The organism is Streptomyces sp. NPDC006372, assembly GCF_040612515.1.
In the GTDB taxonomy this organism is placed as follows: Bacteria; Actinomycetota; Actinomycetes; order Streptomycetales; family Streptomycetaceae; genus Streptomyces.
In genome coordinates, this window is record NZ_JBEXQJ010000014.1 from 1 (window position 1) to 14,187 (window position 14,187).

The 14,187-nt window shown below is 71.4% G+C and carries 8 protein-coding genes; 1 reads left to right on the forward strand and 7 read right to left on the reverse strand.

The genetic code is table 11. The features are described from left to right. On the reverse strand, positions 1-1,139 hold a 1,139-nt coding region (locus ABZ016_RS21265), incomplete at its 3' end, for a maltotransferase domain-containing protein (RefSeq protein WP_356918205.1). Between the two features lie 215 nt (positions 1,140-1,354). Further along, positions 1,355-2,575 (reverse strand): S8 family peptidase, encoded by a 1,221-nt coding sequence (locus ABZ016_RS21270; RefSeq protein WP_356918206.1) that lies wholly within the window; start codon positions 2,573-2,575, stop codon positions 1,355-1,357. A gap of 286 nt (positions 2,576-2,861) precedes the next feature. On the opposite strand from ABZ016_RS21270, the gene ABZ016_RS21275 reads away from it, so the two are divergent. Beyond that, positions 2,862-5,480, forward strand: a complete 2,619-nt coding sequence (locus ABZ016_RS21275; RefSeq protein ID WP_356918207.1) for a glycosyltransferase family 1 protein — start codon at positions 2,862-2,864, stop codon at positions 5,478-5,480. Positions 5,481-5,530: 50 nt separating this feature from the next. On the opposite strand, the gene ABZ016_RS21280 is transcribed toward ABZ016_RS21275, so the two are convergent. The 5 genes from ABZ016_RS21280 to ABZ016_RS21300 all read right to left on the reverse strand — a co-directional run bounded on the left by ABZ016_RS21280 (position 5,531) and on the right by ABZ016_RS21300 (position 13,994). Continuing rightward, positions 5,531-6,070, reverse strand: coding sequence for a DUF1990 domain-containing protein (locus ABZ016_RS21280; protein ID WP_356918208.1), 540 nt, complete (start codon positions 6,068-6,070; stop codon positions 5,531-5,533). A 59-nt stretch (positions 6,071-6,129) separates the two neighbouring features. Then, positions 6,130-7,779, reverse strand: coding sequence for a M4 family metallopeptidase (locus ABZ016_RS21285; protein WP_356918209.1), 1,650 nt, complete (start codon positions 7,777-7,779; stop codon positions 6,130-6,132). A gap of 216 nt (positions 7,780-7,995) precedes the next feature. After that, on the reverse strand, positions 7,996-10,056 hold the full coding sequence (locus ABZ016_RS21290) for a M4 family metallopeptidase (RefSeq protein WP_356918210.1): 2,061 nt from the start codon (positions 10,054-10,056) through the stop codon (positions 7,996-7,998). Between the two features lie 237 nt (positions 10,057-10,293). Beyond that, a complete protein-coding gene (locus tag ABZ016_RS21295; RefSeq protein WP_356918211.1) occupies positions 10,294-12,198 on the reverse strand; it encodes an ABC transporter ATP-binding protein in 1,905 nt (634 codons plus the stop codon). Next, complete coding sequence (locus tag ABZ016_RS21300; protein ID WP_356918212.1) at positions 12,195-13,994, reverse strand: ABC transporter ATP-binding protein; 1,800 nt, start codon at positions 13,992-13,994, stop codon at positions 12,195-12,197. Before ABZ016_RS21300 ends, ABZ016_RS21295 begins: the two co-directional genes overlap by 4 nt. Positions 13,995-14,187: the final 193 nt, after the last annotated feature.

Below are 14,187 nucleotides of genomic sequence, written 5' to 3' on the forward strand. Positions count from 1 at the left end.
GCATAGGCGATGGTGCCGTCGGGGCGGTGGTGGAACCACTCGGGGTGTTTGTGCACCCAGGGGTGGTCCGGGGAGCACTGCAGGGCGAAGTCCAGGGCCACCTCCAGGCCCAGGTCACGGGCCTGCTCCACGAAGCGGGTGAAGTCCTCCAGGGTGCCCAGGTCGGGGTGGACGGCGTCGTGGCCGCCCTCGGGCGAGCCGATCGCCCAGGGCACGCCGACGTCGTCGGGCCCGGGGGAGAGGGTGTTGTTCTTGCCCTTGCGGAAGGTGGTGCCGATGGGGTGGATCGGGGGCAGGTAGACCACGTCGAAGCCCATGGCGGCGATCGCCGGCAGCCGCCGGGCGGCGGTGGCGAAGGTGCCGTGGGGCCGGGCGGCCGTGCCCTCGGAGCGGGGGAAGAACTCGTACCAGGAGCCGTACAGGGCCCGTTCCCGCTCGACCAGCAGCGGCAGCGGCTCGGAGGTGGTGACCAGGTCCCGCAGCGGATGCCGGGCCAGGACCGCCACCACCTCCGGCGCCAACGCCGCCGCCAACCGCGCCGACGCCGGGCGCTTCTCGTCCCGCAGGGCGTCGACGGCGGCCGCGATCACGTCCCGCGGGCCGTCCTCGGGCACACCGGCGGCCGCGCGCTCGTACAGGCGCGCGCCCTCCTCCAGGACGATGTCGGTGTCCATGCCCGCCGGGATCTTGATCTCGGCGTGGTGGCGCCAGGTGCTGATCGGATCGCCCCAGGCCTCCACGGTGAACGTCCACAGGCCGGGTTCGCCGGCGGTGACCTCGGCGCCCCACCGGTCCGTTCCCGGGGCCAGCTCCCGCATCGGCGTCCACGGCCCGGGCCGGCCCTCGGGGTCTCTCAGGACGGCGTTGGCGGCGACCGCGTCGTGCCCCTCCCGGAACACGGTCGCCGAGATCTCGAAGGTCTCGCCGGTCACGGCCTTGGCCGGCCGGCGCCCCTGCTGGACGACCGGGCGGACGTCGAGGACGGGTATGCGCCCGACGGCGGTCGCCCCGCCCGCGGGGGGTGGTTGCGGGGCCGGTGGACCGGCGTCGGCCGGGCGCGCGGGGTGAGCTCCGCCGCCGGGCGCGCGCGCCCCGGTGCGGCGGGTCGGGGGTGGTGACGAATGGTGCTTGGCGGGCATGACCGCTCCTGTCCGCGTCAACGTGGGTGGGCGGATGTCTGTGGGGAGGTGGGTCCTGCGTGGTGCTCCTGAGAGGGGTACCCGGAGGAGCCTTCCCACCCTATTCGGGTGGGCAATCCGGCACTTTGTTAACTACTCAGGGGTATGTCGACACACAAGACCGGCCTCGTCCGTCACGGACGAGGCCGGCCCCTGGGCATGCCCGCGGCTTCGTCCTACCCGCCCGGCACCCGCAGCAGTTTGTCCGGCGAACCGGGACCCCCGCCGGAGATCCTCTTGGTCGCCGCCGACGCGGTCAGAGCCCTCCCGACCTGGTACGGAGTGGCCTTCGGATGATCCGCCAGATACAGCGCGGCCGCGCCGGCGGCGTGCGGGGACGCCATCGAGGTGCCCGAGTAGGTGGCCTGCGCGGTGTCGCTCGCGGCGGACGCGGAGGTGATGCCGACGCCCGGGGCGAACAGATCGAGGGCCGGGCCGTCATTGGAGAAGGCCGGTTTTGTATCCCTCCGGTCGGTCGCGCCGACCGTGATCGCCTGCTGGACGCTCGCGGGCGAGTACAGGCCGGCGGGCCGGCCGTCGTTGCCCGCGGCGACCGTGTACGTGACGCCGGAGGCGATGGAGGTGCGCACGGCGGCGTCCAGCTGCGCGTTGCGGGAGCCGCCCAGGCTGAGGTTGGCGACCGCGGGTTTCCTGGCGTGCCGGGTCACCCAGTCGATCCCGGCGATCACCCGGGCCGTGGTGCCCCCGCCCGCGGCGTCGAGGACGCGCACGGAGACGATCCTGGCCTTCTTGGCGACACCGTGGGTCCTTCCTGCGACCGTGCCCGCGACATGGGTGCCATGGCCGTTGGCGTCCGCCGCGACCCCGTCGTCCCCGACGAAGTCCCAGCCGTGGCTCGCCCGGCCGCCGAAGTCCCGGTGGGTCGTCCGGACGCCGGTGTCGATCACGTACACCGTCACCCCGGCACCTGCCGACGCGGGCGAGGTGTAGACGCGGTCCAGCGGCAGACCGGGCTGGTCCACCCGGTCCAGGCCCCAGGACGGCGGGTTGAGCTGGGTGCGCTGCTCGCGCCGGGTGCGCTCCAGGCCGACCCGGGTGTCCTGGACGACCGAGGCGACCCGGGGGTCGGCGGCGAGCTGCCGTGCCCGTCTCGCGTCCGCCCTGATCGCGTAGCCGTTCAGCACGATGCCGTAGGTGTGGCTGATGTCCACCCCGTACCGCTCGGCGAGGCTCGTTCCGGCCGCCGACCGAGCCGGGGTGCCCTTCTTCAGTGTGACCAGATAACTGCCCTGCACGGAGCCGGGCTCTCCGGCGCCGAGTATCCGTCCCTGCGGAACGGCGTGCGCGGGCGGGGTGATGGCCGAAAACGCCGCGGCGCAGACCGCCGCGGCCAGGCCCCCCGTCCAGCGCAGACGCCGGGTGCGCGTCCGTGCCATGCTCCGAGTTCCCCTCCTCGACTCGGCGTACCGGCCCCGGGCGCCGCCTGCGACGGGCGCGGGCCGGGCACGCCAGAGGCAGCCTCTCGTGGCGTGCGAAGCACCACAAGGACGCCTATGGGGGCGGAATCGGCCATATCCGGGATGGGCCGGTTCCGGCCGATCGGGCGTCCGGCGGCGGAGCCTCAGCGGCGGCGGGGCCGACGCCGGTACTGTCGTAGGAGACGTCGATGAAGCCCTGTGTCAAAGCCCTGCGTCAACCAGCGAACGCGCCGAGGTGGAACCCGTGAAGGCGATCCGTCGATTCACCGTCCGACCCGTTCTCCCCGAACCCCTCCGGCCGATCGGCGATCTGGCCCGCAACCTGCGCTGGTCGTGGCACGCGGAGACCCGTGACCTGTTCCAGTCCGTCGATCCCGAGCGGTGGGCCGTCTCCGGGGGCGACCCGGTCCGGCTGCTGGGCAGCGTGCCGCCCGCCCGCCTCGCCGAGCTGGCCCAGGACCGCCGGTTCCTGCGCCGCCTCGCCGCGGTCGAGGGCGATCTGCACGACTACATGACCGGCGACCGCTGGTACCAGACCCAGCCCGACGAACTCCCCGCCGCCATCGCCTACTTCTCACCCGAGTTCGGCATCACGGCCGCCCTGCCGCAGTACTCCGGCGGCCTCGGCATCCTGGCCGGCGACCATCTGAAGTCCGCCAGCGACCTCGGCGTCCCGCTGATCGGCGTCGGGCTGCTCTACCGGCACGGCTACTTCCGCCAGACCCTCTCCCGGGACGGCTGGCAGCAGGAGCACTACCCCGTCCTCGACCCGAACGAGCTGCCCCTGGTCCTCCTCGAGGAGCCCGACGGCACCCCCGCCCAGGTCGCCATCGCCCTGCCCGGGCAGAAACAGCTGCGCGCCCGGATCTGGCAGGCGCAGGTCGGCCGGGTCCCGCTGCTGATGCTGGACTCGGACGTCGAGGAGAACGACCTCGGCGAGCGCGGCGTGACCGACCGGCTCTACGGCGGCGGCAGCGAGCACCGGCTGCTCCAGGAGATGCTGCTCGGCATAGGAGGGGTGCGGGCGGTGCGCACGTACTGCCGGCTGACCGGGCACCCCGGACCGGAGGTGTTCCACACCAACGAGGGTCACGCCGGGTTCCTCGGCCTGGAGCGGATCGCCGAGCTCTGCGCCGACGGTCTGGACTTCGACTCGGCGCTGGAGGCGGTGCGCGCCGGGACCGTCTTCACCACCCACACCCCCGTCCCGGCCGGCATCGACCGCTTCGACCGCGCGCTGGTCGCCCGCCACTTCGGCCCCGAGGCCGAGCTGCCGCGCATCGACGTCGAGCGCGTCCTCCGGCTCGGCATGGAGACCTACCCCGGCGGCGAACCCAACCTGTTCAACATGGCCGTGATGGGCCTGCGCCTCGCCCAGCGCGCCAACGGTGTGTCGCTGCTGCACGGCAACGTCAGCCGCGAGATGTTCTCCGGGCTGTGGCCCGGCTTCGACGCCGACGAGGTGCCCATCACCTCCGTGACGAACGGCGTGCACGCGCCCACCTGGGTCGCCCCGGAGGTGTTCCGGCTCGGCGCCCGGCAGATCGGCGTCCAGCGTGCCGAGGACGCGCTGACGGTCGGCGGCTCGGACCGCTGGGACGCGGTGGCCGACATCCCCGACCAGGAGATCTGGGAACTGCGGCGGGGCCTGCGCGAACAGCTCGTGACGGAGGTGCGGGAGCGGCTGCGGGCCTCCTGGCGGCAGCGCGGGGCGGCCACGGCCGAGCTGGGCTGGATCGACGGCGTGCTCGACCCGGACGTCCTCACCATCGGCTTCGCCCGGCGCGTCCCGTCGTACAAGCGCCTGACGCTGATGCTGCGCGACCGGGACCGGCTGATGGACCTGCTGCTGCATCCCGAGCGGCCGGTGCAGATCGTGGTGGCGGGCAAGGCGCACCCCGCGGACGACGGCGGGAAGCGGCTGGTGCAGGAGCTGGTGCGGTTCGCGGACGACCCGCGGGTGCGGCACCGGATCGTGTTCCTGCCGGACTACGGCATGGCCATGGCGCAGAAGCTGTACCCGGGCTGCGACATCTGGCTCAACAATCCGCTCAGGCCGCTGGAGGCCTGCGGCACGTCCGGGATGAAGGCCGCGCTCAACGGTTGTCTCAATCTGTCCGTCCTCGACGGGTGGTGGGACGAGTGGTTCCAGCCGGACTTCGGGTGGTCGATCCCGACGGCGGACGGGGTGGCGACCGATCCGGACCACCGCGACGACATAGAGGCCGCGGCGCTGTACGACCTGCTGGAACAGCGGGTGACGCCCCGCTTCTACGAACGCGGCCGGAGCGGGCTGCCCGACCGCTGGCTCGAGATGGTCCGCCAGACGCTGAGCCTGCTCGGGCCGAAGGTGCTGGCCGGGCGGATGGTGCGCGAGTACGTCGAGCGGCTCTACGCGCCGGCGGCGCTCGCCCACCGGTCGATGGATCCGGACACGGCGCGGGATCTCGCGGAGTGGAAGGGGCGGGTGCGGGCGGCCTGGCCGGGAGTCACGGTCGACCATGTGGAGACGTCGGCGTCCGAGGCGCTGGCGGAGCTCGGGACGACGCTGGGGTTGCGTGTGCGGGTGGGGCTCGGGGATCTGGGGCCTGAAGACGTGGATGTGCAGGTCGTGTCCGGGCGGGTGGACGAGGAGGATCGGATCGGGGACGCGACGGTGGTTCCTCTGAAGCCGGTGGGGGCTCCTGACCAGGGTGGGCGCTGGGTCTATGAAGGGGCCTTGTCGCTGGATCGCACCGGGCCTTTTGGGTATACGGTGCGGATCCTTCCCGCGCATCGGCTGTTGGCTTCGAGTGCGGAGCTGGGGCTTGTGGCCGGGCCGTCCGAGGAGTTGGTGGAGGCTGCCGGGTTGCTTATGCGGTGAGTTGCCGTCTGCAGGTGCGTGGGGGCTGAGCGCGCAGTTCCCCGCGCCCCTCAGGTGTCCGCACTACCCTGCGTTGACAAGTTCCGTAGGACGGTGCCGCAGCGGCGGGCGTAGGCGTGCTGCAAGCCCCTCGTCGCCGGACCTCCGGCCCTCGCGTACCACTTGGTGGCTCGGCTGAAGGCGTTCACCGTGAGCCAGACCGTGCTGTCTCCTGTGCGGTCGACCACGAAGGACTCCTCGCCGGTCTCCGGGTGGCCGGGGAGGGTGCCGTAGGCCCAGCCCGCCCGACGGGGTTCCTCGACCGTCCAGACCACGCGGCAGGGGGCCTTGATCATGCCGGCCAGGGTGACGGTGACGTCGACGCCGGGGGCGGCCCGGTCCGCGCTCGTGTCGACACCGACCCCCATCGCCCGGTGCATCTCCCAGGTGAGCACCGCCTCCGAGGCCCGGCGAAAGACCTCCTCGCCCTCCCCGAGGCGGGTGCGCACGTTCATGGGGTGGAAGCCCGGGGGGCAGAAGCCCTGGTCACGGGTGGCGCCGACGTCGGCGTAGGTGAAGTCCTGCGGATCCGGATAAGACACGGTCACCAAGACTAGGGCGGTACCCGGACCTGTCGTGGATCCGGGTACCGCCCTCGGTCGGGCTTCGGTCAGCCGACGTTGACGGCCGACCAGGCGGCCGCGACCGCCTTGTACTCGGTGCTGCTCGCGCCGTACAGGGCCGAGGCGGCGTTCAGGGTCGCCGTGCGGGCCTGCGCATACTTGGTCGTCGACGTCATGTACGTCGTCAGCGCCTTGTACCAGATCTGCAGCGCCTTGGTGCGGCCGATGCCGGTGACCGTGGAGCCGTTGGACGTCGGCGAGTTGTAGGTCACGCCGTTGATGGTCTTCGAACCGCTGCCCTCGGACAGCAGGTAGAAGAAGTGGTTGGCGGGGCCGGAGGAGTAGTGGACGTCCACGCTGCCGAGGCTGGAGGACCAGGAGTCCTTGGACGCGCCGTCCTTGCTGGGCTTGTCCATGTAGCGCAGCGGGGAGCCGTCGCCGTTGATGTCGATCTCCTCGCCGATGAGGTAGTCACCGACGTCGGAGGAGTTATTGGCGAAGAACTCGGCGCCCGCGCCGAAGATGTCGCTGGTGGCCTCGTTCAGGCCACCGGACTCGCCGCTGTAGTTCAGGCCCGCCGTGGCCGAGGTCAGGCCGTGGCTCATCTCGTGCGCGGCCACGTCGAGCGAGGTCAGCGGGTTGGTGTTGCCCGAGCCGTCGCCGTAGGTCATGCAGAAGCAGCTGTCCGACCAGAAGGCGTTGACGTAGGCGTTGCCGTAGTGGACGCGCGAGTAGGCGCCCTTGCCGTCGTTGCGGATGCCGTTGCGGCCGAAGGCGCTCTTGTAGAAGTCCCAGGTGATCTGGGCACCGTAGTGGGCGTCGGCGGCGGCGGTCTCCGTGTTGGAGGGGTTGCCGTTGCCCCAGACGTCGTCGGAGCCGGAGTAGAGGGTGCCGGTTCCGGAGGTGCCGCGGTTGAGGTTGTACGTCTTGTGGCCGCCGCGCGTGCCGTCCGTCAGGTTGTACGTCGACCCGGACTTGGTGGTGCTGAGGGTGACGGTGCCGCTGTAGGTGGTGTTGCCGGTGCCGGTCTCGATGGCCTGGTGCTCGTAGAGCTTCTTGCCGGTGGCGGCGTCGGTGACGACGTGCAGTTCGTTCGGGGTGCCGTCCTCCTGGAGGCCGCCGACGACCGTCTCGTAGGCGAGGGTGGGCTTGCCGTCGGCCGCCCAGATCACCTTGCGGGGTGCGGAGTTCGCCTCGGTCTTCTCCGAGCCGTCCGCCTTGGCCAGGGTCACGGCCTGCTTCTCCGCCTTGGCGGCGGAGACCGCCGGCTTGAGCGAGGCGACCTTGAGAGCGGCCTTGGTCGCTCTGGTGACGCCCTTTGTCTCGCCGGACTTCGACTCGTGCACGACGAGGTCACCGCCGAGGACCGGCAGGCCCGCGTAGGTCCGCTCGTAGCGGGTGTGGACGGTGCCGTCCGCGTCCTTGACGACGTCCTTGACGACCAGCTTCTCCTGGGCGCCGAGGCCTATCTCCTCGGCGGTCTTCGTGGCGTCCGCCTGCTGCTCCTTGATGAGCGTGGTGCGGGCGGGCGCGGAGAGCAGGACGGGTGCGGCTGCGAGGGCCGGCTTGCCGGAGGCGGAGTCGGCCGCGGCGCTGGTGCCGGAGGTCAGTCCGGTGGTGAGGAGCGCGCCGGCGGCGACGGCGGTGGCGATGGCCAGCGTGGTGCGCTTGTGACGCGCGTAGAGAGGGGAGGTCACACGAGCTCCTAAGTGTGGGGGAACTGCTGGGGTGCTGTGCGGCGGGTGGAGGAAGAGTGGCACCCCGGACGCGTACATGTCAGGAGTGCGTGTGATGTTGGCCGGAAATCGACCACGTGGAGTGTGTGTCCGGGGAACGGCGCGGGCGCCGTCCCGGGGGAGTCGAACCCGCCGGGACGGCGCCCTGATTCGGAGCCGCGAACCGTGCGCCGCGGTCTACGGGAAGGTCAGCTTCCAGCTGTTGATGTAGCCGGTGTCGGCGGCCGCGTTGTCCTGGACCCGCAGCTGCCAGACGCCGTTGGCGGCCTCGGAGGACGCGTTCACCGTGTACGTGGTGTCGATGTTGTCCGAGCTGCCGCCGGTGCCGTACCCCTTCAGCGTGTACGCCGTGCCGTCGGGCGCGACCAGCTGCACCTGGAGGTCACCGATGTAGGTGTGCACGATGTTCACGGCCACCTGGAGGTTGGACGGTGCGTTGCCGGTCCGTCCGGAGACGGTGATCGGCGACGTGACCGCCGCGCCCCGGTCCGGGATCGCCACGTCGGCGGTGTTCTCGAAGGACGTTCCCCCGCCGCCCCCGCCGCCGGAGCGGGTGCCGACGTTGATGGCCGCCCACGCGTCCTGGACCGCCTTGTACTCGGCGCTGTCGGTGCCGTAGAGCTCACCCGTGGCCGCGAGGGTGCCGGTGCGGGCGGCCGCGTAGTTGGTGGTCGACGTGAACTTGGTGGTCAGTGCGCGGAACCAGATCTTCTCCGCCTTGTCCCGGCCGATGCCGGTGACCGGAAGGCCGTCCGAGGTGGCCGAGTTGTACGTGACACCGTTGATGGTCTTGGTGCCGCTGCCCTCGCTGAGCAGGTAGAAGAAGTGGTTCGCGGGGCCCGACGAGTAGTGCACGTCGATCGAGCCGATACCCGAGTACCAGCTGTCCTTGGACGCGCCGTCCTTGCTGGGCTTGTCCATGTAGCGCAGCGGCGTGCCGTCGCCGTTGATGTCGATCTCCTCGCCGATGAGGTAGTCACCGACGTCGGAGGAGTTGTTGGCGTAGAACTCGACGGTCGAGCCGAAGATGTCGCTGGTGGCCTCGTTCAGGCCGCCGGACTCGCCGCTGTAGTTCAGGCCCGCGGTGTTGGAGGTGACGCCGTGCGTCATCTCGTGGCCGGCCACGTCGATGGCCGTGAGCGGGTGGGTGTTGCCCGAGCCGTCCCCGTAGGTCATGCAGAAGCAGCTGTCGGACCAGAACGCGTTGACGTAGTTGTTGCCGTAGTGGACACGGGAGTAGGCACCGACGCCGTCACCCTTGATGCCCGAACGGCCGTGCACGTTCTTGTAGTAGTCCCACGTCAGCGCGGCACCGTAGTGCGCGTCCGCGCCGGCGGTCTCCGCGTTGGACGCGCTCCCGTTGCCCCAGACGTCGTCGGGGCCGGAGAACAGTGTGCCCGTGCCGGAGGTGCCGCGGTTGAGGTTGTACGTCTTGTGGTTGCCGCGCGCGGCGTCGGTGAGGTTGTACGTCGACCCCGACTGCGTGGTGCCCAGCGTGACCGTGCCGCTGTACATCGTGTTGCCGGTGCCGGTCTCGATGCCCTGGTACTCGAAGAGCTTCTCGCCGGTGGCGGCGTCGGTGACGACGTGCAGTTCGTTCGGGGTGCCGTCCGCCTGGAGGCCGCCGACGACCGTCTCGTAGGCGAGGGTCGGCTTGCCGCTCGCGGCCCAGATCACCTTGCGGGGCGCCTTGTCGACGTCGGCGCTCTTGGCCTTGTCCGCCTTCGCAGCGGACAGCGCCTGCCGCTCCGCCTTGGCGGTGGAGACGGCCGCGGTCGTGGTGGCCGGCTCGATGGCGGCGCGGGTGGCCTTCACGACGGAAGCGGTGGCGTCCGCCTTCGTGCTCTTCACGACCAGGTCGCCGCCGAGGACCGGCAGGCCGTCGTAGGTCCGCTCGTAGCGCGTGTGCACGGTGCCGTCGCTGTCCTTGAGGACATCGCGGACGACCAGCTTCTCCTTGGCGCCGAGGCCGAGGTCCTTGGCGGTCTCGGCCTTGCCGGCATCGGCTTCCCGGATCAGCGCGGCGCGCTGGGCGGGGGTGAGCCGGACCGACTCCGAGCCGGGCTTCGCCTTGCTCGCGGCCGCCGGTGCCGTCGTGGGGGCCGCGGTGGCGGTGCCGGTCTGCACGGCGGCGGCGATCAGCGCGGCGACGCCGGCGAGGGCCACGGCCGCGGTGCGGCGAGGGGTGTGGGGAGTGCGTCTGTGGGAGGTACCTCTTCGCGAGGAACTGCTTCTCAACACTGACTCCTTCTGCGGGACCGGGGGTCGCCCGGCCTGGGGAGGTGGAGGTGTTGCCGTGGGGTTGCCGTGGAGCAGTCGTGGGAAGCGTGGCAGGGGAGTGCGCTTGCTGTCAGGAGCGCGTCAACACTATGGCCGGAAACGGTTCGTTGACCGGAAGTTCATGTTCGTTAAACGGACGCTTCTCCTGTCACGCACGGCACTTCGCGCACCTCACACGGACGCTGCCCGCCCCCTCTACGCCAGACTGTCCCGCCAGGCCCGGTGCAGATCCGCGAACCTGCCCGTGCCCGCGATGAGTCCGGCCGGTTCGCCGTCCTCGACGATCCGCCCGTGCTCCATCACCAGCACACGGTCCGCGATCTCCACGGTCGACAGCCGGTGCGCGATGACCACGGCGGTACGGCCCTTCAGCACCGTCGCCATCGCCCGCTGCACCGCCCGCTCGCCCGGGATGTCCAGCGAGCTGGTCGCCTCGTCGAGGATCAGCACCGCCGGGTCGGCCAGCAACGCCCGTGCGAACGCGACCAGTTGCCGCTGGCCGGCCGAGATGCGGCCGCCACGCTTGCGTACGTCGGTGTCGTAGCCGTCGGGCAGGGCGCTGATGAAGTCGTGTGCGCCGATCTCCCTCGCCGCCCGCTCGATCTCCTCGCGGCGGGCGTCCGGGCGGCCGATCGCGATGTTCTCGGCGACCGTGCCGGAGAAGAGGAACGCCTCCTGCGTCACCATGACCACCCCGCGCCGCAGTTCGGGCGTGGCGAGGTCGCGCAGGTCGACCCCGTCCAGCAGCACCCGGCCGCAGTGGGGGGCTCCCCTGCTCGAACGCAGTTGAGAGCTTGGGGAAGGGTCATAGAACCGGGCCAGCAGCTTGGCCAGCGTCGACTTGCCGGCGCCGGTGGAACCGACGACCGCGACCGTCTGCCCGGCCGGGATCGTCAGGTCGAAGCGGGGCAGCACCTCGCCGCCGGTGCGGTAGCCGAAGCGGACGCCGTCGAAGACGACCTCGCGCCCCGGGTGCTCGCCCGCGAGCGGAGGGAGCTGCCGCGGGGTCTCCGGCTCGGGCACCGACGGGGTCTGCGCGAGCAGTCCGGCGATCTTCTCCAGTGAGGCGGCCGCCGACTGGTACGAGTTGAGGAACATCCCGAGCCGGTCGATGGGGTCGTACAGTCGGCGCAGGTACAGCACGGCCGCCGCCAGCACGCCGAGGGCGAGTGTGCCGTCCGCGACCCGGTAGGCGCCCCACAGCACGATCGCCGCGACCGCGGTGTTGGCGACCAGCCGCGAGCCGGTGACGTACCGGGCCATCTCCAGCAGCGCGTCGCCGTTGGTCCGCTCGTGCCGGTGGTTGAGCGCGCCGAAGTCCGTGTCGTTGACGGCCTCGCGGCGGAAGGCGCGCACCGGGCGGATGCCGTTCATGGTCTCGACGAACTTGACGATGACGGCGGCGATCGCGGTGGACCGCGCCCGGTACACCCGTCCGGCCCGCCGCTGGTACAGCCGCACCAGGGCGTACAGCGGCACGAAAGACGCCATCGCCACCCCGCCCAGGCCCGGATCCAGCCAGAGCAGCATCACCGAGATGTAGACGAACGACAGGATGACCGTCACGAGCTCCTGGAGGCCCTCGTCCAGCAGCTCGCGCAGCGACTCCACGTCCGTCGTGGAGCGGGAGATGAGCCGCCCCGAGGTGTAGCGCTCGTGGAAGTCGACGCTCAGCGCCTGCGCGTGCCGGAAGATCCGGCCGCGCAGGTCGAGCAGCACGTCCTGGCTGACCCGGGCCGCGGCGGCGACGAACGCGAACTGCAGACCACCGGCGGCCAGCGCGCACGCCAGGTAGCCGGCCCCGACCGCGATCAGCGGTCCGTGGTCCTGCGCCCGGAACGCCGGTACGGCACGGTCGATGGCGTACGCCACGAGCAGGGGGCCCGCCTGCACGACCGCCTGCTGGAGCAGCAGCAGGAGCGTCGTGACCGTGACCCGGGCCTTCAGGGGCGCGAGCAGGGAGCGCAGGAGGGCGGCGGTGGCGCCCGGGGGTGTCGGCAGGACGTCCTGGTCGAACGGGTCGCCGGTGGCGGAGATCCGGGCGCCGGGACTGTCGTCGTCGGGTTTCTCGTCGGCCGGTGTGGTGGTGGCCGCCGTCATCGTGCGCCCTCCTCTTCCCCTGACTGTTCGCCGGACATCAGATGCGCGTACTCGGCGTTCGAGCGCAGCAGTTCGTGGTGGGTGCCGACCGCGGTGATCCGGCCGCCGGACAGCAGGGCGACCCGGTCGGCGAGCAGCACGGTGGACGGGCGGTGCGCCACGATCAGGGCCGTGGTGTCCGCGAGGACCTGGCGCAGGGCGGCCTCCACGGCGGCCTCCGTGTGCACGTCCAGCGCCGACAGGGGATCGTCCAGGACGAGGAACTCCGGCTGTCCCACGACGGCTCTGGCGAGCGCGAGCCGCTGCCGCTGCCCGCCGGAGAGGCTGAGGCCCTGCTCGCCGACCTGGGTCTCCGTCCCCTGCGGCAGCGCGTGCACGAAGTCGGCCTGTGCGACGGACAGGGCGCGCTCCAGCTCCGTCTCTCCGGCTGTGCCGTCCGCGCCCATGAGAACGTTGTCGCCGACCCCGGCCGAGAAGAGCGTGGGCTCCTCGAAGGCGACGGCGACCTTGGCGCGCAGGGACTCTCTGGAGAGGGCGCCGATGTCGACGCCGTCCAGGGTGATGCGGCCCGAGGTCAGTTCGTAGAGGCGGGGGATGAGCGCGGTGAGCGTCGTCTTGCCGCTGCCCGTCGCTCCGACCAGAGCCATGGACTCGCCGGGGCGGATGTGGAGGGTGACGTCCTCCAGGACGGGCGCCGAGCCGGGCGGGGCGTCGGGGTAGCGGAACCGGACGTTGTCGAACCGCAGGCCCTTGTCCCCGTCTTTGTCCTCGGCGCTCGGTGCGGTCACGGTCGTCTCCGAGGACTCGACGCCCTCGTCCATCACCTCGAAGTACCGCTCCGTCGCCGTGGCCGCCTCCTGGCTCATCGCCAGTAGGAAGCCGATCGACTCCACCGGCCACCGCAACGCAAGGGCCGTCGACAGGAACGCCACCAGCGTGCCCGCCGACAACGCCCCGTCGGCCACCTGGATGACCCCCACGACCAGCGCCGCCCCGATCGCCACCTCCGGCAGCGCCACGATGACGCCCCAGATCGTCGCCAGCAGCCGCGCCTTGCGCAGCTCCGTGCCGCGCAGCGTCCCCGAGAGCTCCCGGAACGCCCGAGCCTGGCTGCGATGGCGGCCGAAGCCCTTGATGACGCGGATGCCGAGGACGCTCTCCTCGACGACCGTGGTGAGGTCGCCGACCTGGTCCTGGGCGAGCCGGGTCACCTGGGCATACCGCTTCTCGAAGATCACGCAGGTCACCATGACGGGCACGGCGGGCCCGAGGATGACCAGACCGAGGGTCCAGTCCTGGAGCAGCATGATGACCACACCGACGAGGATCGTCACCCCGTTGACCAGCAGGAACGTCAGCGGAAAGGCCAGGAACTGACGCAGCAGCATCAGGTCCGTCGTCCCCCGGGACAGCAACTGCCCGGACGCCCACCGGTCGTGGAAGGCCACCGGCAGCCGCTGGAGGTGCCGGTACAGAGCCGCCCGCATCGACGCCTCGACGTGGGACAGCGGCCGCGCCACGAGCCACCGCCGCAGCCCGAACAGCAGGGCCTCCGTGAAACCGAGGAGCAGCAGGTACAGCGCCCCGAGCCAGACCCCGGCCGGGTCACGGTCCGCGACCGGTCCGTCCACCAGCCACTTCAGCACGAGCGGGATGACCAGACCCACGCAGGAGGCGAGTATCGCCACGAACGCGGCGCTGAACAGCCGCGCCCGCACGGGCCGCACGTACGGCCACAGGCGCAGCAGCGTACGCACGGCGGAACGGTCCTGGGCGGGTTCGGGTGTCGTGGCCATCATCAGCGAGCCTACGGATCGCCACTGACACTGCCCACCGAGTTTCTGCCGGGTCCCGGTCGGCCGTTGGTCCTACGACCTGGGGGTATCTCCCTGCTCGAGCGAAGCCGAGAGCTTGGGGAATGCCCGAGGGGTCGTACGGTGGCATCGACCGATCGGATGATGCCGCTTCGAGCGCGTCGGCCGATGTGGC